Raw genomic sequence first — 25,295 nt, 5'->3', positions numbered from 1 at the left:
CCCCCGCGAAGGCGGGGGTCCAGATAAGGGTGCGATCAATGGCAAGCTTGGCTGGATTCCCGCCTTCGCGGGAATGATGACGATGGTCGGGGTGGCCCTACTCGCCCTTGAAGTCCGGCTTGCGCTTCTGGAGGAAGGCCATGCCGCCTTCCATCGCATCCTTGCTCGCGCCCGCCAGCCGCTGGCCCTCGGCCTCGGCCAGCAGCACCTCGGTGATGGTGCCATCCATCGCAGTGGCGATGTTCTTCTTCATCGTGGCGTAGGCCAGCGTCGGACCATTGGCGAGCTTGTGCGCCAGCGCCCGGGCTTCGCCGATCAGCGCGTCGTCATCGCAGGCCTTGTAGATCAGGCCCCAGTCCTCGGCCTGGCTGGCCCCGATTTTCTCGCCCAGCATCATCATCCGCGTCGCGCGGGCGCGGCCGATCGCGCGGCTGAGCAGCCAGGTCGATCCGCCATCGGGGACGAGACCGATATTGACGAAGGCCTGGAGGAAATAGGCGCTCTTGCCCGCGAGAACGAAGTCGCCCGCCAGCGCGAGGCTGCAGCCGACGCCCGCGGCAGGGCCGTTGACCGCGCAGATCACGGGAACGGGCGCGCGCAGCACCTGGTTGATCGCGGGATTGTAATGGTTCTGCAGCGCACGGTGGCTGCCGCCCTTGTTCTGCAGCGCGCTGCCCTCGCCCCGCGCGGCGAGATCGGCGCCCGAGCAGAAACCCTTGCCCGCGCCGGTTATCAGAACTGCGCGGCTGTCGCCCAGATCGTAGAAAGCCGCGCCGATTTCGTCCGCCATCTGCGGCGGCATCGCGTTCAGCCGGTCGGGCCGGTTGAGCGTGATGGTGGTCAGCGGGCCGTCTTTCTCGACGATGATGGTTTCGTAGCTCACGCGTCTCTCCCAAAGGTTTCTTTTCGCCACCGACCTTGGCTGCGATGACGCTTGCGCGCAAGGGGCTTGCGCAGCGAACGGAGTTCAGGCGGACGCGCTCGACCGTGCCGATACCCGCTCATGCCATGCGGCCAGCGTCGCGCATTCCCCGGGCATTTCGAGCCCGACGAACTTGGCGAAATCGAGTGTGGTCAGCAGCAGGATATCCGCAGCGGAAAAAGCCTCGCCGGCAAGGTGGTCGCGCCCTTCGAGCGATTCGTCGAAGAAGCGCATCGCCTCGGCCACGCGCGGCCGATTGGCCTCGCCCCACTCCGTATTGCGGCCCGGAAGCGCGGCGGTGAAGGGATGCGTGTGGACCCAAACCGCACCGACCGGCGGCATGAGGATCATCTCGACCCGGCGGCACCACATCTCGATGTCCGCGATTTCGCGCGCGGTGGTGCCGAACAGCGGCGGCTCGGGATGCTCGGCCTCGAGATAGCGCATGATTGCGACGCTTTCGGCGATCACCGTGCCGTCGTCGAGCTCGAGGATGGGCGTCTGCCCGCGCGGGTTCTTGGCGACGAAGTCCTCCGCCTTCTGCTCGCGCTTGGGGATCGAGACTTCCTTGCTCGGCAGCTCAATGCCCTTCTCGGCGGCGAAGATACGCACGCGGCGCGGATTGGGCGCCGGGTTCGGGCTGTCGTAGAATAGCATCGAAGTTCCTCTCATTTCCGCCGTCTTTTCCTCGTCATCCCCGCGAAGGCGGGGATCCAGATAACGGTCGTTCAGTCTCGCCAGGTCAGCTGGACCCCCGCCTGCGCGGGGGTGACGAAAAAGGTTGGTTGGGGCGCGATCAGATCCCCACCCACCCCTCAGTTCGACCAGTGCGCGTCGTCCTTGGGCGTTTCCATGATCTCGGTCAGCTGGCCCATCATGTCCTTGGGGTGCAGGAAGAAGATCGGCGTGCCATGCGCGCCGATGCGCGTGGGGCCGAGGATGCGCTTACCCATGTCCTCGAACCACTTACGCGCGTCCTCGATGTCCTCGACTTCGTAGCAGAGATGGTGCTGCCCGCCGGCGGGGTTCTTGGCGAGGAAACCGGTCAGCGTGGACTGCTCGCCCAGCGGCTCGATCAGCTCGATCTGCGTGCCATTGGTGCCGTTCTCGCCCGGCGTGTCGACGAAGCAGACCGTCACGCCCTGCTCCTCGAGATCGAAGGGCTCATGCGTGATGCTAGCGCCCATAACATCGCGATAATAGCGCAGCGATTCCGCGATCGAAGGCGTCGCGACGCCGATATGGTTCAACCGTCCCAGCTTCATGCGTCTACTCCTCTCAATTCGTCATGCTGAACTTGTTTCAGCATCCAGTCTTCCTACTGCAATGACCGCGCGTTCCCAAAGCTGGACCCTGAAATAAGTTCAGGGTGACGGAATTCGGCGATGCGCATCATCGCTCAATGGCGGGTGATACGATAGAGTGCCATCACAAAAGCCCCATTCTCTCAAGAAAGAGAACAGCACCCATCGAAAACAATATTAAGCCCAAGACGAGGACAAACAGATTTGATGCCTGGCCTAGTCGGTACTTAAGTGGGGTGTAGGATTTGTCCCATCGAATGTTCCATTCCTCGAATTCGACAGCCCTTTGTCGGACGCTTTTTCTGTGAGCCAGCGACATCCAGATTGTGAGTACCAAGCCCACCACGATTAAGACAGGTATCGAAGGCTCTATCTCGCTCACAACGGAATATTGTCGTGCTTCTTCCACGGGTTCTCGAGCTGCTTCGTCCGTAGCTTCCTGAGCCCCAGCGCAATCCGCTTGCGGGTCGAGTGCGGGTAGATCACCTCGTCGATATAGCCGCGGCTTGCCGCCACGAAGGGATTGGCGAAGCGGTCTTCGTATTCCTTGGTCTTCTCGGCGATCTTGTCGGGATTGTCGCGGTCCTGGCGGAAGATGATCTCCACCGCGCCCTTGGCGCCCATCACGGCGATCTCGGCGGTCGGCCAGGCGTAGTTGAGGTCGCCGCGCAGGTGCTTGGAGGCCATCACGTCATAGGCGCCGCCATAGGCCTTGCGGGTGATCACGGTGATCTTGGGCACGGTCGCCTCGGCGTAGGCGAACAACAGCTTCGCGCCATGCTTGATAATACCATTGTGTTCCTGGCTGGTGCCGGGAAGGAAGCCGGGCACATCGACGAAGGTCAGGATCGGGATCTCGAAGGCATCGCAGAAGCGCACGAAGCGCGCGGCTTTCTTCGAAGAATTGATGTCGAGCACGCCCGCGAGCACCATCGGCTGGTTGGCGACCACGCCCACCGTGCGCCCCTCGACCCGGCCGAAGCCGCAGATGATGTTCGCGGCATGGCCCGGCTGCACTTCGAAGAAATCGCCTTCATCCAGCGTCTTACGGATGACTTCGTGCATGTCGTAAGGCTGGTTGGCATTGTCGGGGATCAGCGTGTCGAGGCTCGGCTCCTCGCGGTCCCAGGCATCGCTCGTCGGCCGCTCGGGCACCTCCTCGCGGTTGGACAGCGGCAGGTAGTCAAAGAAATCGCGCGTCGCGAGCAGCGTCTCGATGTCGTTCTCGAAGCTGTTGTCCGCCACGCTGGTCTTGGTCGTATGCGTCTTCGCACCGCCCAGCTCTTCCTGCGTCACGACTTCGTTGGTCACCGTCTTCACGACATCGGGGCCGGTGACGAACATGTAGCTCGAATCTTCGACCATGAAGATGAAATCGGTCATCGCCGGGCTGTAGACCGCCCCGCCCGCGCATGGCCCCATGATCAGGCTGATCTGCGGTACCACGCCGCTGGCGAGCACGTTGCGCTGGAACACCTCGGCATAGCCGCCCAGCGACGCGACGCCTTCCTGGATGCGCGCGCCGCCGCTGTCGTTGAGGCCAATTACCGGCGCGCCGACCTTCATCGCGGTGTCCATGACCTTGCAGATCTTCTCCGCATGGCGTTTCGACAGCGAGCCGCCGAAGACGGTGAAATCCTGGCTGAAGACATAAACCAGCCGCCCATTGATCGTGCCCGATCCGGTGACCACGCCGTCGCCCGGGATCTTCTGGTCCTGCATGCCGAAATCGACGCAGTCATGTTCGACATAGGTGTCGAGTTCTTCGAAGCTGCCTTCATCGAGCAAGATGTCGAGCCGTTCGCGCGCGGTCAGCTTGCCCTTGGCGTGCTGCGCGTCGATCCGCTTCTGCCCGCCGCCCATCTTGGCGGCATCGCGGCGGCGTTCCATTTCGGCGATATTGGCGGACATGCTCTCTCCGTGAATAGGTTTTGATGTGCGACTAGTGCCAAGCGAGGCGCAAGGTCAATCGCGCGGCGCGCTTCTCTCGGCGCTGATGAGGAACTCGATATTGCCTTCGGGGCCGGTGATCGGGCTTTGGGCGATGCCCTGGACCACGAAGCCCAGCGCCTCGGCCCATGCGCGTACGTCGTCGCAAACGCGGCGGTGTAGCGCGGGGTCGCTGACCACGCCCTTCTTGCCCACTTCCTCGCGCCCGACCTCGAATTGCGGCTTGATCAGCGCGACGAGGCGGCACTGCGGGGCCGCGAGCTGGAGCGGACGATCGAGTACCTTGGCCAGCCCGATGAAGCTGGCATCGCACACCACCCAGTCGCATGGCCGGTCGATCATGTCCGGCGTGAGGATGCGTGCGCTGGTCTGTTCGAGCACGGTGACGCGCTCGTCCTGCCGCAGTTTCCACGCCAACTGGTTGGTGCCGCTATCGACCGCGAAGACATGCTCCGCCCCGCCCTGCAGCAATACGTCGGTGAAGCCGCCGGTCGAACTGCCGATGTCCATCACCACCGCGCCGCGCGGGTCGAGGTCGAAATGCTCGATCGCATGCGCCAGCTTGATGCCGCCGCGCGAAACCCAGGGGTGATCGCGCCCGCGCACGTCGAGCGGCGCGTCCACGGGCAATTGCTGGCCGGGTTTGGCCAGTTTCTGTTCGCCGCTGAACACCAGCCCCGCCATGACCAGCGCCTGCGCGCGCGTCCGGCTCTCCACGAGCCCGCGGTCCACCAGCATTTGATCGAGGCGCATCTTTTTCGGCATTGGAAACATGCGCGTTAGCGATCATTGTGCAGGCATGAAACCGATCTATTTGCATCTGGGCGGCGCGCTGGCGCTGAGCTTCACCATCGCGGCCTGCGTGCCCGCTCCGCAGCCGACGCCCGCGCCCACGCCCGCACCGACGCCGGTTGCGACTACCCCGGCACCGCGGCCCCCGATGCCCGCGCCCGCCCCGGCAGAGAACTGGATCGACCGTCCGCAGACCGCCGGCAACTGGACCTATTCGGACCTCGGGGAGAATGCGCTCGCGCAATTCGTCGATAGCGGCGGCGCGCCTGCTTTCTCCTTGCTGTGCCTCACCGCCGACCGCCAGGTCGGGCTGGTGCGCACTGCCATGTCGGGCGGCGCAGGCCAGATGATCATCCGGACCGAAACCGCCGACCGCGCGCTGCCCGCCCGCGCCTTCACTCCCGACAGCGCCGGACGGCCCCGATCGATCGCCTATCTCGACGCGCGCGACCCGCTGCTCGATGCGATGGCGCTGACGCGCGGGCGATTCGCTGTGGAGACTTCGGGCTTATCCACACTTTACCTTCCGGCCTGGGCCGAGGTGACGCGCGTGATCGAGGAATGCCGCTGAGCGGAGTCGCAGGATCGGCCGCCTCCGGCATGAGCGCGGCGAGCAGGCACAAAAATGGCCCGGAAACCGATCCGAGCCAGAAACGCCAATTCTGACGTGGGAAAACTTTTTTACAAGGGTTGTTTTAACCCTCTGGAAGACTCAAATATATCCACAAGATCAGCGGCGAAACGCGGTCTTGTTCCCCGGAGACGGGGTACTTTGGCTCTAAACAGCGCGAAAGGAGGTGATCCGATGTCTCATGGTTCAGCAGAGAGGTCGGCAAGTTTCCGCGCGGAGCACTATCGGTAAAACCAAACCCTTAGAGGCTTCGTGAGCGGCACTTCCCGCCGCTGACCATGCGAAGGGCAGTTCCACCTACGGGCGTGGGGCTGCCCTTCTCATTGTGCCAGGTCCAAACCGGACCGGTTTCCCGCCTTCGCCGCATCCATCGGTTTTTGCCGGTGACAGACGCCCATCAGACTCATCCTTGCCTCGCGCGCGCCTTCCGATTACCCGCGCTGCATGGATTTCGAGCATCTTCCCCACCCCGCCCCCGTCCCTGGCGAAACACGCCAGCAGGCGCTTCTCGACCCCGGTTTCGGCAAGCTGTTCACCGATCACATGGTTGTGATCGATTACGACGCCGACAAGGGCGGGTGGTACAAGGCGACGCTGCGCGCGCGCGAGCCGATCAGCCTAGATCCGGCGGCGGCCGTGCTGCATTACGCGCAGGAAATCTTCGAGGGCATGAAAGCCTACAAGCAGGAAGACGGCTCGCTTGCGCTCTTCCGGCCCGAGCAGAACGCACGCCGCTTCAATGAAAGCGCGCGGCGGATGGCGATGCCCGAACTGCCCGAAGAACTGTTTCTCGAATCGATCCGCCAGCTGGTCACCCGCGATCGCGACTGGGTGCCGACGATTGCCGATGGCGCACTTTACCTGCGACCCTTCATGTTCGCCTCCGAAGCCTTTCTCGGCGTGCGGCCCGCGCGGCAGTACAAATATGTGCTGATCGCATCGCCCGTCGGCGGCTATTTCAAGGCTGGCGCGCAATCGGTGAAAATCTGGGTCAGCCGCAATTACACGCGTGCTGCGCCCGGCGGCACCGGCGCGGCCAAGACCGGCGGGAATTACGCTGCCAGCCTGGTCCCGCAGGCCGAAGGCATCGAGAATGGGTGCGACCAGGTCGTCTTCCTCGATGCGGTCGAGAAGAAATGGGTCGAGGAACTGGGCGGGATGAACCTGTTCTTCGTGTTCGACGACGGCAGCGTGATCACCCCGCCGCTGACAGGTACGATCCTGCCTGGTATCACCCGCGACAGCCTGATCCAGTTGCTGCGCGAAGAAGGCCTGGAGGTGCGCGAGGAGCCCTACAGCATCGACCAGTGGCGCGTGGACGCCACCACGGGTCGCCTGCTCGAGACGATGGCCTGCGGCACCGCCGCAGTGGTCACCGCGGTCGGCACGGTACTTGGCCCCGATGGCGAGTTCACCATCGGCAGCGGAGGTACCGGCCAGATGACCAACAAGGTCCGCGAGAAACTGGTCGCCATCCAGAAGGGTGCCGTCGCCGATACCCATGGCTGGACAGTAAAGCTCGGCTGATCAGAACCGCGGGCGGACCAGGAACCGGCGGGTGAAGGTTTCGCTCGGCCGCAGCACGATGATGGCGACGCCGGCCAGCGCAATGCCGCCGCCAACGACCAGCCGCCCGCCAATCGCGTCCCCCGTCAGCCATGCGCCGAAGACGATGGTCAAGATCGGCGTGAACAGCGTCAGCGGCACGATCAGATTGGTATCGTATTCGCGCAGCATCCGGTAATAGGCGGTATGCGCGCCGACCGACACGACGATTGCGGCGAAGAACAGGCACGCGGCCAGCTTCCACGGTGAGGTGGCCAGCGATGCGACCTGCCCGCTTTCCATCACCGCGGTCAGCGGCAACAGCACCGCGACCGAGGCGAGCGCCGCCCATGCCTGCAAACGGATCGATGACAGGTCGAGCCGTTTGACGAAGACCGTGCCGAGCGCGCCCACGACTGCAGAGATGAATACCAGCAACAGGCCGGTGCTGGTCTCCATCTGGTTCTCGCCCGCCATGGCGAACAGCACACCGCCGAACGCCAGCCCGATCCCGAGCCCGCGGCGCCAGCGGATACGCTCGCCCAGGAACAGGATCGCGAACAGCACCGTCATCGGCGCGCCGGTCAGGCTGACGACCCCGGCAGCCGAGGGGCTTGCGGTGACCAGCCCCATGAACAGCAGCGCAAAGGACCCTCCGCTGATCGCCAGACCGATGAGCAGCACACGCCCGAGATTCTCGGGAAGCGGACGCAGCAGCGGGATGAGGACGATCGCCACGATCAGCGACCGCAGCAGCGCATAGAACAGCGGCGGCGAAGCTAGGTCGACGATCGCCACCTTGCTGACGACGATATTGAGTGCCCAGACGATGTTGCACATCATCATTATCAGCAAGGCCCGCGCCGACATGGTCAGTCACCATCCAGCGGCGGGAGGGCCGCGGCGAGTTCGGCGATCCACGTATCGGCCACCGCATCGCTGGGCGCGCGCCAGTCGCCCCGCGGGCTCAGCGCGCCGCCCGCGCTGACCTTGGGCCCATTGGGAATGGCGCTGCGCTTGAACTGGCTGTACCCAAAGAAGCGCTTGAGAAACTTCTCCAGCCAGGCCGCGATCGTGGCGAGCTCGTATTCGTTCTTCGCCTTTTCGGGGAAGTCGATCGGCCACAGTCCCGCGTCCGCCTGCTTCCAGGCATGCCACGCAAGGAAGGCGACATGGCTGGGCTTCTGCCCCCAGCGGATGATGTGGTGGAGGAAGAAGTCGTTGAGTTCGTAGGGGCCGATGATCGATTCGGTGCTTTGGATCACACCGTCCTCGCCCGCGGGAACCAGCTCGGGGCTGATTTCGGTGGCAAGGATATCGGTCAGCACGGCGTCGACGCCCGCATCGAATTGCGCGGTCTGCGTGGTCCAGCGAATGAGGTACTGGATCAGCGTCTTGGGCACGCCCGAATTGACCGCGTAATGGCTCATCTGGTCGCCCACGCCGTAGGTACACCACCCCAGCGCGAGCTCGCTAAGGTCGCCGGTGCCGATGACCCAGCCGCCATTCTGGCCGGCGAGGCGGAAGAGATAATCGGTGCGCAAGCCCGCCTGAACGTTCTCGAAGGTCGTGTCATAGACCGGTTCGCCATCGGCGAAGGCATGACCGATGTTCTCGAGCATCAGCCGCGCGGTGGGCGAGATGTCGATCTCCTCGGCGGTGATGCCGAAGGCCTCCATCAGCCGCCAGGCATTCGACTTGGTGTCGTCCGAGGTGGCGAAGCCGGGCAAGGTATAGCCGCGGATATCGCTGCGCGGACGCCCCAGCCGGTCCATCGCCTTGGCTGCGACGATCAGCGCATGCGTGCTGTCGAGCCCGCCCGAAATACCGATGGTCAGGCTTTTCGGCCGGGTTGCCTGGATCCGCCGCATGAGCGCATCGACCTGGATGTTGAACGCCTCGTAGCAGTCCTCGTCGAGCTTGTCCGCGCGGTTGGGCACGAAGGGGAACCGCCGGATCGGGCGGTTGAGGCCGATATCGGCGCGCGGCGCCGCGCGCTCGAACGCGATCCGCCGGTACCAGTCCTCGGGCCGCCCGGCGGCCTCGGCGGCATCGTTGAAGGTCTGCATCCGCATTCGTTCGGACAGGATGCGCTGCGTATCGATATCGGTGACGCACAGTTCGGGGGCGAGATCGAAGCGCACGCTTTCGGCCATCAGATCGCCCAGCTCGTAGATCATCCCCTGCCCGTCCCACGCGAGGTCGGTGGTGCTTTCGCCATGCCCGCTGGCCGAATAGGCATAGGCGCAGACCGACCGGCTCGAGCTTGCGCGGCTGAGCAAATGGCGTTCGTCAGACTTGCCGATGACGATGTTCGATGCCGAGAGGTTGAGCAGGATCGTCGCCCCCGCCAGCGCGGCCATGGTGCCGGGCGGATTGGGCGCCCAGAAATCCTCGCATATCTCGATGCCAAAGGTGAACCCCGGCAGATCGCTGGCGGCGAAGATCAGATCGGTACCGAAAGGTACCTCACGGGTGCCACAGCGGATCGTCAGGCCGACGCATTCGCGGCCATGCGCGAACCAGCGCTTTTCGTAATACTCGCGATAGTTGGGCAGGAAGCTCTTGGGTACCACGCCGAGCAATTCGCCCCGCGCGACGACCAAGGCGCAATTGTAGATCCGGCCATTGCGGCGCAGCGGTGCCCCGAAGACCAGCACCGAGCTTAGTTCGCGCGAGGCGGCGATGATTGTCTCGACCTGCGCTTCGACCGCATCGAGCAGTGCGAGCTGCATATGCAAATCGTCGATCGTATAGGAAGACAGCGCCAGTTCGGGATAGAGCAACAGGTCGACATGCTGCGCATGCGCCTTGTGCGCGGTCTCGAGAATACCCTCGGCATTATAGGCGATGTCGGCTGTGCGCACCTTGGGCGTACTCGTCGCGAGGCGGACGAAGCCATGCGTGTGCATGTCGTAGAAGGGATGCGTCGCGCTTCCGCTCATGGGGGCGGTACCTTTCTGATCGGATGGTGCAGGAGCCGGTTCGAGCCAGTCGGCCGGCTGGCAAATGCCCAGTTCGGCCAGCCGTTTCTGGACGGTGGCGCGCGCGATCTTGCCCTTCGCCTCCCAGCCATAGACGGTCCGGCTTGGCCAAGGCTGCGGCTCGCCGAAACGCGCACCGAAGTCCTCCGCACTGAGCGGAGGGCGCTGCGCTTCGCGCCACTGGCGTATCTTGAAGCCGGCCAAATGCATGGCCGCCGAGGTATCCTTTTAGGCTACCCTACGCAAGTTCGGACTGGTCTTCCTTGCGCATTTCGGTGCGGAAGCCGTTGAGCACGGGCCCCGCATGATGCGTTGCCTGGGCCTGGGCGGCAAAGGCGGCAAGCAATTGGCTGCCCAGTCCGCCGCCCGGATCGGTAAAGGCATCGGCGCCCACACCGTCATCCTCGATAGTGAACCGCCACGTGTCGCCGCGCACGTGGAAGAAGACCGCGATCGTGCCGGTCCGGTCATCGGGAAAGGCGTATTTGCACGCATTGGCGACTGCTTCGTTGAGATAGAGCCCGATCGCCACCGCCTCGTCGGGGGTCAGCGTCGCCTGGTCGATTTCGCGGAACAGCCGCACCGATGGCGGCAGGCTCGATCCCTCGATCCGGTCAAGAAGGTATTCCAGATAGGGCTTCATCGCGACATCGGGATTGTCCGACTGCTCCAGCGCCAGCGCCGAATAGGCATCGGCAAAGGTCCGCACGCGGCCCACCGCGTCGTCGAGCGGGGCATGGAGTTCGCGCTGCGGGATACGGCGCTTCTGCAATTCGAGCATGCTGGCGACCAGCGCGAAATTGTTCTTCGTGCGGTGCTCGAGCTCGGCCAGCAATGTCAGTCGCCGGTCGGCGCGCTCGCGGATTTCGTCCATCGTCGCATGCGCGGCACGGCGAAAGGCCTCGGCGAAGACGAGCACGATCAGCGCGCAGGCGGCATTGAGGACCACGCGTGCGGGATCGGTAAGGTCGGCGAACAGGAACGAACGCGACGGCGGCAGGATAAAGAACCACGCCCAGAAGAAGGTAATCGTAAAGGCGACCACGCCCGCGCGCCAGTGTCCGTAAAGCGTCGCCAGCAGGATCGTGGGATAGATCAGCGCGAAGGGCCCGGAGACCGGCGCCCATACGTCGACCAGCGAACGCAGGCCGACCATGGCCGCAGCGCACATGGCACCGAACACCACTTGGGCGGCAATCTTGCTGCGCGGGCTGAGGAATTGGCGACTGACATCGAAATTGGCGAGCCGGTGCATGGATACGACATTCCGGCGGAGAACCGATGCCCGCCGTTGCCCCGTTGCACGCGCGGACGCGCGATGGCTCCGCACCATCGGCACCCTGCATCTATCGCAAACTTCCGAAAAGCAGAAGCCCTTCTCGCGTCTGCGCGCTACGCGGCGAGCAATTCCTGCGCGCTCGGACTTTCCTGCAACAGGTTGATAAGCCCGCGTTCTTCGCGGGTCAGCCAGCGCGTGGCGCGCGGCAGGCGCAATTGCGCGCGCCAGCTTTCCTGATCCTCGAGCAGTTCGAACACCGCCGGGTGGATATAGCTCTTGCGGGTCACCGCGGGCGTATTGCCGAGATGATCGGCGACGCATTCGAGCAGCGCCTTCATCGGCATCGCGCCTTCGCCGTCACGAAGGCATGACAGCGCCTTTACGCTGGCATGCCAGGTGCGGAAATTCTTGGCGGTGAAGTCCTGCCCCATGGTCTCGCGCAGATAGTCGTTCACATCGCTCGACCCGACCGTGTGTAGATCGCCTTCATCGTCGGTATATTTGAACAGGTGCTGCCCCGGCAGGTCCTGCATTTTGCGCACCATGCGCGCCAAGCTACCATCGGACAGCGTCACTTCGCGCAGCTTGCCCGCCTTGCCCTTGTACCGCAGGCGCAGCACCTTGCCGGTCAGTTCGGCGTGGCGCTGGCGCAAGGTGGTGGCACCGAAACTCTTGTTGGCCTTGGCGTAGCCTTCGTTTCCGACGCGCACCGCGCCGAGGTCGAGCAGGCGAACGACACTGGCGATCGCGCGTTCACGCGTCAGCTTGTGACCGCGCAAATCCGCCTCGACCCGCTTGCGCACCAGCGGCAAGAGGCTGCCAAAGGTGACACAGCTGTCGAACTTCTCGCCTTCGCGCGCCGCGCGGAATTCGGGATGGTAGCGATATTGCTTGCGCCCCTTGGCATCGATCCCGGTGGCGAGGATATGGCCGTTGGGCGCGGGGCAGAACCAGGCATCGGTATAAGCGGGCGGAAGCGCAACCGCATTGAGCCTGCGCTTCTCCGCTGCATCGGTCAGCAGCTTTCCCTCGGGGTCATAATAGGCCCATCCCCTGCCCGCCCCCTTGCGAGTGATTCCGGGCAGGTCGTCGTCGACATAGATGAGCTTCGTCATGGCGAAGGGAAGAACCGTGGGACGCCGGTCACGGTTCCCCACCTTGCGACGAATGGAAGGCTGTTTTAGCCCATCCGCCTGAGGAGAACGATCTTGGCCGATTCCATCTATACGCCGCCCGAAGTTTGGACCCACGATTCCGAAAACGGCGGCCGCTTCGCCAATATCAACCGCCCTACGGCGGGTGCGCGTGAGGACCGCGAGCTGCCCGTGGGCGAGCATGACTTCCAGCTTTATTCGCTCGCCACGCCCAACGGGGTTAAGGCAACGCTGATGTTCGAGGAATTGCTCGAGGCGGGACATGCTGGCGCCGAATACGATGCCTGGACGGTCAATATCGGCGAAGGCGACCAGTTCGGCTCGGGCTTCGTCGACCTCAATCCCAATTCCAAGATCCCGACCCTGCTCGACCGTAGCGGGCCTGAGCCCGTTCGCATCTTCGAGAGCGGCGCGATCCTGATGCATCTGGCCGAAAAGTTCGGAGCCTTCCTGCCCACCGATCATACCCGCGCCGAAGTACTTAGCTGGCTGTTCTGGCAAGTCGGCAGTGCGCCCTTCATCGGCGGCGGGTTCGGTCATTTCTATGCCTATGCACCTGAAAAGTTCGAATATCCGATCAACCGCTATGCGATGGAAACCAAGCGCCTGTTCGACGTCACCGACCAGCGACTGGCGCAAAGCGAATTCCTCGGCGGCAAGGACTACACGATCGCCGATATGGCCACCTGGCCCTGGCTGTCGCCCTTCGTTCTCGGCAATATTTACGGCGAGGCGCGCACCTTCCTCTCGATCCACGAATACACCCATGTCGAACGCTGGGTGAAGCAGATCGCCGAACGTCCTGCGGCGCGCCGCGGCCGGATCGTCAACAAGACCTGGGGCGATGAAGACGCGCAGCTGCGCGAACGCCACTCGGCAGCCGATTTCGACGGCAAGGCAATCTGACCCGCCGCCCGTTTGGCTTGACTTAACCCCTCCCATGCCGTCCCATCGCGGCGGTATGGGAGGATACAGATTTGCGTGATCCGGTGCGCCCCGTCGGCCGACTGGAGAAGATCGGCTATGGGATGGGCGATCTCGCGTCGTCCTTCTATCTCAACTTCTTCAATCTCTACCTACTGTTCTTCTTCGTCGAGCTGGGCGGCGTGGCGCCTGCAGCCATGGGGCTGATGCTGTTCCTGACCAAGCTGATCGATGCGGTGACCGACCCGATGATGGGCGCGCTGGCCGATCGCACGCGCAGCCGCTGGGGCCGGTACCGCCCCTACCTGTTGTGGGGCGCGATCCCCTTCGGCCTGACCGGGGCGGCGATCTTTGCCGCGCCCGATCTCTCGCCCGGCTCGATGCTGATCTGGGCCTATGTCACCTATACCGCGACCATGCTCGCCTTCACCGCCGCCAGCGTGCCCTATTCGGCGCTGATGGGCGTCATTTCCCCCAGCGCTGACGAGCGTTCGAGCTTCGCCGCCTATCGCATGGTGTTTTCCGCCGCTGCGGTGATCCTGATCGGGGTGGTCGGGACGACGCTGGTGCGCGAACTGGGCGCGGGCGACGAGCGGCGCGGCATCATGCTGACCATGTTCGTACTCGCCGGACTGGGCGTCGCGACCTACTGGATCGCCTTTGCCGCCAGCCGCGAGCGTATCCCGCCTGCACCCACCAACGGCCGCATTATCGACGATCTCAAGGTTCTGGTGCGCACGCCCGCATGGATCGCCGTGGCGGTGGCCGCGCTGCTCGCCCCGGTTGCGCTCTCTGCGCGTGCGGGCAGCGCGCTGTTCTGGTTCCGCTATGTCGCGGGCGACGATGGCGCGCCGGTGTTTTTCTTCCTCGACCGGATCGGGCTGTTCTATTCGGCGCTCGCCATCGGCCAACTGATCGGCGTTATCGGGGCCAATTACCTGGCCCGTAGGTTCGACAAGCCGGTGCTCTTGATCGTGGCCGGAGGGCTGAAAATCGCCGCCATGCTGGTTTTCTACATGCTGCCGTTCGATGCGGTCTGGATGCAGACCTTCGTGCAGCTGTTCGTCGGCGTGGGTTTCGGCATGATGATGGTGCTCGCCTATTCGATGTTCACCGATATCGCCGAATATCTCGAATGGTCGAGCGGGCGGCAGATGACCGGCCTGGTGATCTCCGCCTCGATCTTCGCGATCAAGGCGGGTGTGGCCTTCGGTGCGGCGCTGCCGGGCTTCCTGCTGGCGCTGACCGGCTTCGAAGCGGGCGCGATCCAGTCTGCCGAGGCGCGCATGGGGATCGAGCTCGCCTTCGCGCTCGTCCCCGCCGCCGCGATCGTTCCGGCGGGTGTGGCGATGTATTTCTACCGGCTCGACCGCGCGACCATTGCGCAGGTCGAAACCGAACTGGCCGAGCGTCGACTCGTTTCGCCTTCCAACCCCTTCCCTTCCGCGCCCGAGGCGTTATAGGGGCGCTCACTCGCTGGGGTGTAGCCAAGTGGTAAGGCACCGGTTTTTGGTATCGGCATTCGCAGGTTCGATCCCTGCCACCCCAGCCAGCTTTCCAAGTGATCCACGCGACTAAAGCCAAGGTTTGCCTGCGGGCCAACCCGCCCGGCACCCTGCGGTAATACGCTTTCGCGATATCGATCACCACTCCGAACTACCGAGACGATCGCGAGCAAGCGCGCCGGACTGCCCGCGCGCTTCATCCGCAATCAAGTGTATGGTTAGGGCATCTTAACTCTCACCCCTTAAGCTCCTGCGCGGGAAGTAGATGGGGGCAGGGAACAGCCGATGACGGCGGCGTTCATTCTCGGGATCAACATGTTCATCGCCGCGCTGTTCGGCGTGGCGTTTGCGGTGGTCGCGCGCTCGAACCCGGTCGCCCGGGGCGCAGGTTGGTTGGCCGCCGCCTATGCGCTGGGTATCGTCGATGTGATGCTCGAGTTCATCATGCGTTGGACCGAACATCCCACGCCGGTCATCACCGGCATCTTCTTTACCTATCTCGCGGCACTCACCTGCGGCCTTGTCGGCGTAGCGAAGTATTATCGCACTGGTCCGCAGACCAGGCCCATAGTGGCCGTCTGGATCCTTGCCGGAATGCTGGCCCCCGTGATGCTGATGCTTCCTTACGGCACGGGCGCTCGCACGCTGCTCTATCACCTTCCCTATTTCACCATGCAGGTACTGATGACCTTGATCGTGATCCGGTCCGGGCGCCGCATGCTGCTCGACCGCTTGCTGGTCTTCGTCAGCTCGGCGGCTGCGCTCTCCTATCTGGCCAAGCCGCTTATCGCCTGGCGGATCGGGGGTGCCGACACGCCACAGAACTACCTCGCATCGGATTACGCCGCGATTTCACAAAGCCTGGGTTCTGTCATCCTGATCGCGCTCGCGCTCGTACTGCTGCTGGTCATGATGCGCGACATGACGATCGAGATGATCGCGCGCTCGGAAACCGATCCGCTATCGGGCCTGCGCAACCGCCGCGGGTTCGAGGTTCATGGCGAGCAGATGATCGCTAACGCCATCCACGGTCACCAGCCCCTGACGCTGGTGACGGTCGATATCGACCGCTTCAAGACGATCAACGACCGCTTCGGCCACCCGGTCGGCGACAAGGTGATCATCGCGGTCGCCGAGTTGCTTTCAAGTGCGACTGGAGAAGGGGATCTGGTGGCACGGCTCGGGGGCGAGGAATTCGCGCTCGTGCTTGCTGGGCAGGAGATCGAGCAGGCGGCGCGTTCGGCCGAACTAATGCGGCAGCGGGTGCAGACCGAACTGTCGCAGGCGGTCGGCAACGCGCAGGTAGTCTCGGCGTCCTTCGGCCTGGCCCAGCTTTCCCCGGACGAAGCGCTGTCCAGCCTCGCCCGCCGGTCTGACCTCGCACTCTACGAAGCCAAGAACACCGGCCGCAACAAGGTTTCCCTTGCCCCGCTCGAACAGACGCCAACACGGCCGGCACGTCCCGTGCTAGCGACGCGCAGGGCCGCTGCCTGATCGCACCAGGCCGGGTGCAAGGTGGTTCTTGCCCCCAATTCTCCTCCAGGTTTCGGTTGCAGCATGAAACCCGCTTGCTAGGCAGGGCAGCAAGAGGAGAGCATGCGTGCCCGAGCAGGATCCCGAGAATATTCCCGTCATCGTCGGTGTCGGACAGGTCAACGACCGCCCCGAGAACCCCGGGGATGGGCTCGACCCCATCCACCTGATGGCCGAGGCGCTGCGACGGGCCGATGCGAATGCGGGCGGCGACCTGCTTGCCGAATGCGATTCGCTGGCGGTGGTGGCGCAACTGGCCTGGCCGCAGCTCAACCCTGTCGATGGCAAGCTGGCCGAGGTACTGGGGATCGATCCTGCGCACCGGATGCAGACCGCGATGCCCAATGGCGACAGCCCGATCCTGCTGCTCAACGAAGCCGCCAATCGCATCGGTCGCGGCGAGGCGAAGATTTGCGCAGTGACCGGCGGCGAGGCTCTGCGCACTGCGGGCCAGCTGGCAGCGCTGAAGAAGCGCACGGATGGCGCAAAGCCCAACGCCCTGCGCGATGCGAGCCACCGTGTCCGCAAGGGCTATGCGCAAGGATACGGGCTGGTCGTGCCGACCGATGTCTACCCGCTTTATGAAAACGCCGGACGCGCCGCTTACGGGCAATCGCTCTCCGAAGGACAGGCGGAAAGCGGCGCGATCTGGGCCGGGATGAGCGAGGTCGCAGCGCAGAGCGAAGGCGCCTGGATCCGCAAGCCGGTGAGCGCGGACGATGTCGTCACGCCCTCTGCCAGCAACCGCCCCATCGCCTTTCCTTACACCAAGCTCCAGGTCGCCAATTCGTCGGTCAACCAGGGCGCCGGGTTTATCGTAACTTCGCTGGCCGAAGCGCGGCGGCGCGGGATTGCGGAGGACCGGCTGGTCTATGTCGGCTACGGCGCGGCGGCGCATGAAAGCGACAGCTTCCTGTCGCGCGATCGCTATGACGCCTCCCCCAGCCTCGCCACCTCGATCGAGCGGACGATGGCGCTGAACGGTGTCACCACCGCCGACCTCGCGCATGTCGAGCTTTACAGCTGCTTTCCCTGCGTGCCGAAAATGGCGCGCCGGGTGCTCGGCTTGCCGCTCGAGCGGCCCGCGACCGTTTTCGGCGGATTGACTTTCGGGGGCGGTCCGATCGGCAATTACATGAGCCATGCGGTCGCCGCGATGGTCGAGAAGCTGCGCGGCACCCGCGACAAGGGGCTGCTGTTCGCCAATGGCGGCTATGCCACGCACAACCACACGATCCTCGTATCGGGTGCCCCGACGCAGGCCGCCTTCCCGCAGGACTTCGACTACCAGGCCGAGGCCGACGCGCGGCGCGGGGACGTTCCGCCGCTGGACAAGACCTATACGGGTCCCGCGACGATCGAGAGCTACACCGTGCATTACGACCGCACCGGCACGCCAAGCTCGGGCGTGATCGTGGCCCGCACGCCCACGGGATCGCGCACGCTGGCCAGCGTTTCCGGCGATGATGGCGATATGATCGCCTTCCTCACCGAAGGACGCGGCGAACCCGTGGGAAGCGGCGGGATGATAACGCGCTCGGGTGAGGGTGAGGCACTGGCGCTCTGGTCGCGCGACTGACCGCTGGACCCGCGGCTTAGAACTGCAGCGCCTGCACCTTCGCCCCTACCGGCAATTCGGCTTGGCCCGGCGGGCAGCGGATAAGCCAGTCCGCACGGGCCAGTCCGCCCTGCACGCCGCTGTCCTGATTGCCGAGCGGGCACAGCCCCTCACTCACCCAGGCGGCCCGTGCGAAGGTTTCCCGGTCGCCGGTCGCGGGCAGGCCCCCCGCCAGCGGCATGCTGCGCCAGCGGTGCGCAGTGCTCGCGCCCTGCAGCAGCGCGAGGATCGGCTGGAGGAACAGCCGTGCGGTCACCATCGCCGAGGTGGGATTGCCCGGCAGGCCCAGCACCAGCGTTTCCCCCGCGCGGCCCAGCCACACCGGCTTGCCCGGCTTGATCGCCACCTTGTCGAAGAGCTGCTCGAGCCCGTGCGCCGCGAACATCGGTTTCGCAAAGTCACGTTCGCCGACCGACGCGCCGCCGGTGACCACCACCAGATCGGCACTGCCGAGCAATTCGCCCGCCTGTCGTTCGAGCGCGGGCAAATCGTCGAGCCCGCGTTCGCGGGTGGTCACCACCCCGCCCTCGCGTTCGACCAGCGCCGCCAGCGCATAGCTCGTGCTGTCGGGGATGGCGTAAGGCGCGCGCTGCGCCGATCCGGGCTCGGCCAATTCGTCTCCAGTGGCGAGCAGCGCCACCTTCGGTTGGCGATGAACGGCAGTTTCGGACCTGTCTCCCGCCGCAATGGCGACCAGCGCTTTCGGGTCGCAGCGCGTGCCCTGCTCGAGGACGATATCGCCTTTCGCGAAATCACTTCCCTGCTGGCGGATGTGGCGGGCCGGGCCGAACCCGGCGGAGAAACGCACATCCTCACCCTCGCGCGAGGCATGTTCCTGCATGATGACGCAATCGGCGCCCTCGGGCAGCGGCGCCCCGGTGAATATCCGCACGGCCGTCCCGGTGGCCAAAGGGCCGTCATAGGGGCAGCCGGGCCGCGCTTCACCGACCACCCGCATCGGCGCGTCGGAGACGACACTCTCCAGCCTTACCGCATAGCCATCCATGGCGGAAATCGTCCGGCGCGGTGACGGGATATCGGCAGTAACATCGGCGGCGAGAGTCCGTCCTGCAGCCTTGGATAGCGCAATCGTCTCAGCCTCGAGCGGAGCGATATGCTTGGAAAGCAGCGCCATCGCCTCGTCGAAAGATATCATGCGCGCTGCCAGTCACCCGACTGGCCGCCTTCCTTGGCGGTGACGCGGATGTCCGCGATGGTCATGCCCTTGTCGACCGCCTTGAGCATATCGAACAGCGTCAGGCAGGCGATGGACACTGCGGTGAGCGCTTCCATCTCTACCCCCGTGCGTCCTTCGGTCCGCACCGCCGCTTCGACGATGAAGCCGGGCCGCGCATCGTCGAACGCGATCGTCACCTCGACCTGCGAGAGCGGTAGCGGGTGGCACAGCGGGATCAGGTCCGCCGTCCGCTTGGCGGCCATGACCCCGGCCAGTTCCGCAGTTGCGATCACGCTGCCCTTGGGGGTCTTGCCCGCCTTCACCAGCGCAATCGTATCGGCTGCGCAATCCACCCGGCCCGCTGCCGTGGCGCGGCGCCCAGTAACGGGCTTGTCGCCGACATCGACCATGCGCGCACGGCCCTGCTCGTCGATATGGGATAGCTCGGCCAATTGCGGGTCCTCGATTGCTGCGGTCGGGCGGCGTTCGAGCATCATCGCGCGCGCCTGTCGAGCGGCTTCGCGAAAAAGACCACTATCTACGGTCAGACGGTCCGCCATCAGGGGGAGAAACTCGCGGACCGCCGCAAAACCTCAAGTTTGATTGACATTCAAATTTCTGCCCATGCCATAGTTTATCGTGTGGGGTTCTGATTGGTGACGCGATGCATTGGTGCAGGATGCCGGCATCGCCGACCGCGACGCGCATCAGCGCGACTTGCGGGGTGCTGGCTTAGGCGCGAAGAACCGCACTCACCCCGGCTTGGACAAGCCGGCGACGCTTTGCGGGAGAATGTTGGCGCTTGGCGTAGCTGGCGCTTGCGCCAGCCGAACGGCTACGGGCGCGACCCGCTCACCGAAAACGGACAGGGGGTTTCGGCATCGTCGGCCGCATCCGCGTCAACGTCACCGATCTGCCGGTCGGCCAGGCGGTGGATGTTCGGCGCATCGGGTTCGCGATACTGCCCCAGCAAGGCCAGCACGCCCTCTTCATCGAGCGGGCGCCCGAGATAGAAACCCTGTCCGAACTCTGCGCCCAGTTCGAGCGCGGTCTCTCGATCGCCGACGGTGGCGATATATTCGGCAATGCTTTCAAGCTTCATCGCCTCGATCATCTTGATAACGCCGCGGAGCATGTCGCGCCCTTGCGGTTCGCGCGCGCCCCGGATCAGCGAGCCATCGATCTTGACCTTGTCGAACTTGATTTCGCGCAGATAGACCAGCGATGCAAAGCCGGCACCGAAATCATCGAGCGCGATGCGGCAGCCTGCGCTACGCAGGAGTTCGACATTCCGGCGGGCGACGTCGAAATTCACCAGCATGGCGGTTTCGGTGATTTCGAACTGCAGGCGGTCGGACGGGAAATTCTTCCGCTTGATCAGATTGACGATTTCCGCTGCGGCGTTCTCGCTGCAAATATGGGCGGCGCTGAGGTTAAACGACAGACGGCAAGGCGGGACCCATTCGGCTGCAAAATCGAGCGCCTTGCTAAGCAGCGAGAGGGTGATTTCGCCGATCCGGCCCAGACGCTCGGCTGCCGGAATGAACAGCGCCGGCGAAACTTCGCCGAAGGTCGGATGATTCCAGCGGGCAAGCGCTTCGAAAGAGGTCAGTTCACCCGTCTTGAGATTGAGGATCGGCTGATACGCGAGCGTCATGTGTTCGATCGTGCCAATTTCCATCAGCTCGGCTTCGATGGCGTGCAATCGCCCCGTTTCTTCCTGGATCGCGCCATCGAACAGCTTGGTGGTCTCGAGATTTTCGCGCTTGGCGACATACAACGCCGCATCCGCATCCCGCAGCGCGCGATCGACATCGGGTGCATCTTCGCCCAGCACGCATGCGCCCGCGCATCCCCCGACGCTGACCAGCGCATTCGACAGGCGCATGGGCTTGCGCAGTTGCACCAGCGCATCGTCACAGGTCGCGACCAGCGCGCCGAGTTCCTCGGGGCACGACGATCCGCCGATAAAGATGCCGAATTCGTCCCCGCCCAGCCGACCGACGATCGTTCCCGCCGGCGATACGCGTTGCAGGCGGCGGGCGACATGGCGCAGCACGACATCGCCGGCATGGTGGCCATAGAGGTCGTTGATCGGTTTGAAGCGGTCGAGGTCGATTACTGCCAGCAGCCCGCATTGCCCGCCGTCCAGCTTTGCCTCGACATCGTGGATGAAGGCGAGGCGGTTGCGGACACCGGTCAGATTGTCGAACTCGGCCTGGCGCTGGGCAGAGCGCCGGGCATCGATCAGTTCGAGATTGGTTCGCTCCATTCCAACCAGCGCTGCATCGGCATCGAACTGCGCCTTGAACAGGCGGAGCTGCATCTTGTAGCTCGTCTCGGCGAGATACAGGCTGACCACGGTCAGCACGATGACCGCGACCGAAGCCGGCAGGTTGTTGCCTGCGTAGATATACAGCACGGCAGCGGCCAAGGGCAGCACGAAGCAGAAGAAGATCACCCGCGAGGCGAAGATAATCCCCGTCAGCGCAGCGCCCTGGGTCAAGGCCGCCAGCAGCGCGAGCGAGAGAATCTGCAACCACGCCGTGTTACCATTGTTAAACGCGACGCTGCCGAACGCGAGCAAGAGATAGAACAGCGTCTGCGAGCAGGACAGCAGCACGACCATGAAACCTGTCACGCGTGCTGCAACCGGATTGACGTCTTCCGACGCGCCTGCGGGCAGCGGCAACACCCAATGCCGGAAGCGCGTGATAACAGCGAGCACCAGGACGCCTGCCATGATCCGGGTGGGGGTCTGGTCCCAGGTCACCCACGCGATCCCGATAAAGGGCGCGATGATGGTCAGATAATAGATATGGATCGTGTTGCGCACCGACTTGATGCGTTCCCGACTGAACTTGGCGGCGATTTCGTTGTCGGATTCAAATCCGATCAACCTATCTATACGCCGCCAAAATTGCACTCGAGCCTTAAACATTAAGCCGAGGTGGCAGGCCGGAACGAAGGTATGGTAAACCGCACATCAGGGGAACTACGGTGTTGTGGCGCCCCGACGCGTGCCGAAGAACCTCTCCAATGGTTAACGGCACCAACGAAACCGCGCGAAAAACCGGCTGGATCGTCACGACGCAGCAACCGTTCGGTTCGGCGAACCGGAGCACGGGGCGTCCCTCCATGCTCGTTCGGATCGCGTGCTAGCCCTTGCGACATGGGAAACGCCGCGTGCGAACTCGGGAATGCGCGCAATCCCTACGCGCTCACGCGCCGCAGAATGTCGTCGATCGCCGCGACGAGTGCGGCGTTCAGCGACGGGTCGAGCGCATCGGGATGCGGATTGCGAAACTGGCCGCTGTCATTGTCGAAATAGCGGCCCGAGGCATGGTCGAACTCCGACGACACGGCCGCCCGCCGCAGGATGTCGGCCCCGATGCCGAGGTCCTTGCCGTCCATTCCATAGGCTTCCTTGACCATCTTGCTGCCGAGGAGCGAGCCGGGGTTCACTGCAATCACCGCCGGTCCGGCATCGGCGAACTCGTCCGCCATGTGGCGCGACCACATGGTCAGCGCGAGCTTGCTTTGCGCATAGACGTCATTGTCGGATAGCCGCTCCTCCCCCGCGAGCGCGGCGAGCGATACCGGGGCCTGTGCCGCCGAAGACAGGTTCACGATCCGCCCGCCCATGCCGATATGGAACGCCAGTTCGCTGGCTAGCACATAGGGCGCAATCGTGTTGACGACGAAGCGGACGTCGAGCCCATCGCCCGTCATGGGTTTGGCGATGCTGAAGACGCCGGCATTATTGATCAGCACGTCGAGATCGGGCTCTGCGCGGCGGATTTCATCCGCGAGGTGCCGCGTCGCCGCAATCGAGGACAGATCCGCCTGGTAGGTCGCGATCCGGCCATCGCCGTCCACGGCCGCGACAGCAGCGCGCGCCGCGTCCAGTTTCGCTGCGCTGCGCCCATGCAGCAGGACGGAGTGCCCTGTGGCGCGGAGCACCTTGGCGGTCTCGAAGCCGATGCCATCGGTAGCGCCGGTGATCAGGATGGTTTTGCTCATGATTGTCCGTTTGATATGCCTAAGGGCCGCTGGCCGAAATCCATCCGCCAGCCGTTATTCGGCGACGGTGAAGGCCGCGCTCGTTCGAATATAGAGAAGGCAGTCGTCTTCGGCGTCGCAGCTGATGGTGTGGACAGCATTCCCCATCGATCCGAAATAGCTGCCCGCCCCCAGCGCCACTTCAGCCGTGGTCTGCGGATTGGTGTAGCGAATCCCGCCGGACGTAACGACAGCCCGCAAGGTCCCGGCGCCTGTCTCGATCCGCGATGACGAACCGCCAGGCAGGCGCAGAAGCGATCCGCGTTCGCCGGTTTCCCGATCAGCCCACAGGAACGCCGTCTGCGCGCCGGATCCGTCGCTGGCAGGAAGGAAGGTCACATCGCCGCCATCGAGCCACACGAGATTGGACGCCGCAACATTGATCGGACGCTCGCCATTGTCGAACGCTTCGGCGGACGGCTGGACGAGATACGGACCGGAATCGATTTCGATATAGGCCATGTTGAACGCACCCCTCGCGGCGGTGACATGATCCTCGCCAGCAGGCTGCGTCCAAAAGGAGGACGGCGACAGCCACAGCGGCGCAGCCTCCGGGTCGTCATTGTGGATCTTCCCGCCGATCACGATACCGCGATAGGTGACATTGTGAATATGCGGCGGGGAGGAGAACCCTTCGTCGAAACGGACAAGGAAACCGGAGGCCTTGTCGCGGGCCCGATCGCCCCACAGATCGCCGGCCCGCGGGCTCGCATCGCCGCGCGCCGGGTTGAGCGCGCCCCATTCGACTGCATCGAATTCAACCACCTCGTAATGCGGCGTATCCGCGGCCGCGGCAGGCAGCGACGCCAGCATGGAGATGGCAGTGGCGGCGGCTATGATCGGCTTGGTCACGGAACTGCTCCTGTTGAGCCGGTCCAGCAAGACGGCTCTGGTGATGTTCGAGCATTTCGACATAATAGAGTGCCTTTTCGATATAAATGCGCCATGTGAGGTAACAGTATTCGTAGATCGGGTATAATCGATGGACACTGACAGCCTGCGCCTGTTCGTACGCGCCGCCGAGAAACTGAATATCAGCGCTGCCGGGCGCGATCTGGGACTGGCGCCTGCGGTAGCCAGCGCCCGGCTCGCGAGGCTCGAGCATGAAGTCGGCGCCCAGCTTCTCCACCGCTCCACGCGCAAAGTCTCAATCTCGATTGAAGGTGAGGAATTCCTGCCCTTCGCGCGCGAAATCCTGGCGCAGCGCGATGCGGCTATGGCCGCGCTGGGGCATGGCCGCGCGCAGGCCGAGGGCACGATCCGGTTCGCCGCCTCGAGCACCTTCGCACAGCTCTACGTCGCGCCGCTGCTGCCCGAATTTCTCGCCCACAATCCCGGCCTCCGCCTCGATCTGCGGTTTTCGGATACGCCTTTCGATCTGCTCGAAGGCAGTTTCGATCTCGCGCTGCGCAACAGCGCGCTCGACGATAGCAGCCTGAAGGCGCGCAAGCTGGCCGAGGTGCGCGGCGTGCTGTGTGCTTCGCCGGACTATCTCGCGCGGCGCGGAACCCCCGCCTCCCCCGCCGATCTCGCAGACCATGACCTGCTAGCCTTTCGCAGCATGGGTACGAGGACGCTGATTTCGAGCCGCGGGGAGAAAGCCGAATTCGCCTGCCCCGAGGAAAACTGCCGGGTGGTGATCGACGATGGTGCGAGCATGCGTTTCGCCGCGATTGCCGGGCTGGGCATCTCTCCCCATGCCGACTGGAACGTCGAGCAGGCCCTGCGCGACGGTACGCTGTGCCGGGTACTTCCCGAGTGGCATGTGCAGGACAACACCGCGCTCTGGCTGGTCTATCCCAAGACCAATGTCCTGACCGCCAAGGTGCGCGTGCTGATCGACTTCCTCGTCGAGAAAATCGGTCGCGATCCGCCCTGGCTGCAGTAAACCGCGCAGCTCCCTTCCCGCCACCCT

21 protein-coding genes and 1 tRNA gene are annotated in these 25,295 nt (G+C 64.2%); 8 read left to right on the top strand and 14 right to left on the bottom strand.

Annotated elements, in window-relative coordinates; translation table 11 throughout:
* Window positions 1-97: 97 nt before the first annotated feature.
* The 5 genes from VWN43_RS04920 to VWN43_RS04900 all read right to left on the bottom strand — a co-directional run bounded on the left by VWN43_RS04920 (window position 98) and on the right by VWN43_RS04900 (window position 4,941).
* Window positions 98-883 carry an enoyl-CoA hydratase-related protein gene (locus tag VWN43_RS04920; protein WP_320180432.1) on the bottom strand — a complete coding sequence of 262 codons (786 nt, stop codon included), beginning with the start codon at window positions 881-883 and terminating at the stop codon, window positions 98-100.
* 84 nt (window positions 884-967) lie between these two features.
* Window positions 968-1,579, bottom strand: coding sequence for a glutathione S-transferase family protein (locus VWN43_RS04915; RefSeq protein ID WP_320180433.1), 612 nt, complete (start codon window positions 1,577-1,579; stop codon window positions 968-970).
* Window positions 1,580-1,737: 158 nt separating this feature from the next.
* The gene (mce, locus tag VWN43_RS04910; RefSeq protein WP_320180434.1) at window positions 1,738-2,187 is read right to left on the bottom strand and encodes a methylmalonyl-CoA epimerase; all 450 of its coding nucleotides are present in this window, start codon (window positions 2,185-2,187) and stop codon (window positions 1,738-1,740) included.
* A 417-nt stretch (window positions 2,188-2,604) separates the two neighbouring features.
* Complete coding sequence (locus VWN43_RS04905) at window positions 2,605-4,137, bottom strand: acyl-CoA carboxylase subunit beta (protein ID WP_320180435.1); 1,533 nt, start codon at window positions 4,135-4,137, stop codon at window positions 2,605-2,607.
* A 54-nt stretch (window positions 4,138-4,191) separates the two neighbouring features.
* A complete protein-coding gene (locus VWN43_RS04900; RefSeq protein ID WP_330768265.1) occupies window positions 4,192-4,941 on the bottom strand; it encodes a TlyA family RNA methyltransferase in 750 nt (249 codons plus the stop codon).
* A gap of 34 nt (window positions 4,942-4,975) precedes the next feature.
* On the opposite strand from VWN43_RS04900, the gene VWN43_RS04895 reads away from it, so the two are divergent.
* Complete coding sequence (locus VWN43_RS04895; RefSeq protein ID WP_320180437.1) at window positions 4,976-5,539, top strand: hypothetical protein; 564 nt, start codon at window positions 4,976-4,978, stop codon at window positions 5,537-5,539.
* 504 nt (window positions 5,540-6,043) lie between these two features.
* The gene (locus VWN43_RS04890) at window positions 6,044-7,126 is read left to right on the top strand and encodes a branched-chain amino acid aminotransferase (RefSeq protein ID WP_320180438.1); all 1,083 of its coding nucleotides are present in this window, start codon (window positions 6,044-6,046) and stop codon (window positions 7,124-7,126) included.
* Here VWN43_RS04890 and VWN43_RS04885 read toward each other — a convergent pair whose 3' ends face one another.
* The 4 genes from VWN43_RS04885 to VWN43_RS04870 form a co-directional block, all read right to left on the bottom strand.
* On the bottom strand, window positions 7,127-7,990 hold the full coding sequence (locus VWN43_RS04885; RefSeq protein WP_330768262.1) for a DMT family transporter: 864 nt from the start codon (window positions 7,988-7,990) through the stop codon (window positions 7,127-7,129). It abuts the gene before it with no gap.
* A 26-nt stretch (window positions 7,991-8,016) separates the two neighbouring features.
* A complete protein-coding gene (locus tag VWN43_RS04880) occupies window positions 8,017-10,089 on the bottom strand; it encodes an NAD(+) synthase (protein WP_320182122.1) in 2,073 nt (690 codons plus the stop codon).
* A gap of 277 nt (window positions 10,090-10,366) precedes the next feature.
* Window positions 10,367-11,383, bottom strand: coding sequence for a sensor histidine kinase (locus VWN43_RS04875; RefSeq protein WP_320180440.1), 1,017 nt, complete (start codon window positions 11,381-11,383; stop codon window positions 10,367-10,369).
* A 137-nt stretch (window positions 11,384-11,520) separates the two neighbouring features.
* Window positions 11,521-12,522 carry a DNA topoisomerase IB gene (locus tag VWN43_RS04870; RefSeq protein ID WP_320180441.1) on the bottom strand — a complete coding sequence of 334 codons (1,002 nt, stop codon included), beginning with the start codon at window positions 12,520-12,522 and terminating at the stop codon, window positions 11,521-11,523.
* Between the two features lie 93 nt (window positions 12,523-12,615).
* Here VWN43_RS04870 and yghU point away from each other — a divergent pair, with 93 nt between their 5' ends.
* From yghU to VWN43_RS04845, 5 genes are all read left to right on the top strand, one after another.
* Complete coding sequence (gene yghU, locus VWN43_RS04865) at window positions 12,616-13,467, top strand: glutathione-dependent disulfide-bond oxidoreductase (RefSeq protein ID WP_320180442.1); 852 nt, start codon at window positions 12,616-12,618, stop codon at window positions 13,465-13,467.
* Between the two features lie 71 nt (window positions 13,468-13,538).
* Window positions 13,539-14,948 carry an MFS transporter gene (locus VWN43_RS04860; RefSeq protein ID WP_320180443.1) on the top strand — a complete coding sequence of 470 codons (1,410 nt, stop codon included), beginning with the start codon at window positions 13,539-13,541 and terminating at the stop codon, window positions 14,946-14,948.
* A gap of 14 nt (window positions 14,949-14,962) precedes the next feature.
* Window positions 14,963-15,037 (top strand) — tRNA-Gln (locus tag VWN43_RS04855).
* A gap of 238 nt (window positions 15,038-15,275) precedes the next feature.
* Window positions 15,276-16,484, top strand: coding sequence for a GGDEF domain-containing protein (locus tag VWN43_RS04850; protein WP_320180444.1), 1,209 nt, complete (start codon window positions 15,276-15,278; stop codon window positions 16,482-16,484).
* Between the two features lie 106 nt (window positions 16,485-16,590).
* Window positions 16,591-18,102: an acetyl-CoA acetyltransferase gene (locus VWN43_RS04845; RefSeq protein ID WP_320180445.1), complete on the top strand. Its 1,512-nt coding sequence runs from the start codon at window positions 16,591-16,593 to the stop codon at window positions 18,100-18,102.
* Between the two features lie 16 nt (window positions 18,103-18,118).
* Here the strand turns inward: VWN43_RS04845 and VWN43_RS04840 are convergent, their stop codons facing one another.
* From VWN43_RS04840 to VWN43_RS04820, 5 genes are all read right to left on the bottom strand, one after another.
* Entirely contained in the window at window positions 18,119-19,297 is a 1,179-nt protein-coding gene (locus tag VWN43_RS04840) for a molybdopterin molybdotransferase MoeA (RefSeq protein ID WP_320180446.1), read from the bottom strand.
* The gene (moaC, locus tag VWN43_RS04835) at window positions 19,294-19,770 is read right to left on the bottom strand and encodes a cyclic pyranopterin monophosphate synthase MoaC (RefSeq protein ID WP_320182123.1); all 477 of its coding nucleotides are present in this window, start codon (window positions 19,768-19,770) and stop codon (window positions 19,294-19,296) included. Before moaC ends, VWN43_RS04840 begins: the two co-directional genes overlap by 4 nt.
* A gap of 383 nt (window positions 19,771-20,153) precedes the next feature.
* Complete coding sequence (locus tag VWN43_RS04830) at window positions 20,154-22,217, bottom strand: putative bifunctional diguanylate cyclase/phosphodiesterase (protein ID WP_320180447.1); 2,064 nt, start codon at window positions 22,215-22,217, stop codon at window positions 20,154-20,156.
* A 314-nt stretch (window positions 22,218-22,531) separates the two neighbouring features.
* The gene (locus VWN43_RS04825) at window positions 22,532-23,341 is read right to left on the bottom strand and encodes an SDR family NAD(P)-dependent oxidoreductase (protein ID WP_320180448.1); all 810 of its coding nucleotides are present in this window, start codon (window positions 23,339-23,341) and stop codon (window positions 22,532-22,534) included.
* 54 nt (window positions 23,342-23,395) lie between these two features.
* Window positions 23,396-24,232 carry a DUF4437 domain-containing protein gene (locus tag VWN43_RS04820; RefSeq protein ID WP_320180449.1) on the bottom strand — a complete coding sequence of 279 codons (837 nt, stop codon included), beginning with the start codon at window positions 24,230-24,232 and terminating at the stop codon, window positions 23,396-23,398.
* Window positions 24,233-24,362: 130 nt separating this feature from the next.
* Here VWN43_RS04820 and VWN43_RS04815 point away from each other — a divergent pair, with 130 nt between their 5' ends.
* Window positions 24,363-25,268 carry a LysR family transcriptional regulator gene (locus VWN43_RS04815; RefSeq protein ID WP_320180450.1) on the top strand — a complete coding sequence of 302 codons (906 nt, stop codon included), beginning with the start codon at window positions 24,363-24,365 and terminating at the stop codon, window positions 25,266-25,268.
* The last annotated feature ends 27 nt before the right edge of the window (window positions 25,269-25,295 follow it).

It is taken from the genome of Qipengyuania sp. HL-TH1 (assembly GCF_036365825.1).
GTDB classification, from domain to species: Bacteria; Pseudomonadota; Alphaproteobacteria; order Sphingomonadales; family Sphingomonadaceae; genus Qipengyuania; species Qipengyuania profunda.
The sequence above is the reverse complement of the archived record's forward strand: the minus strand, read 5'-3'. Positions and strand labels throughout refer to the sequence as shown.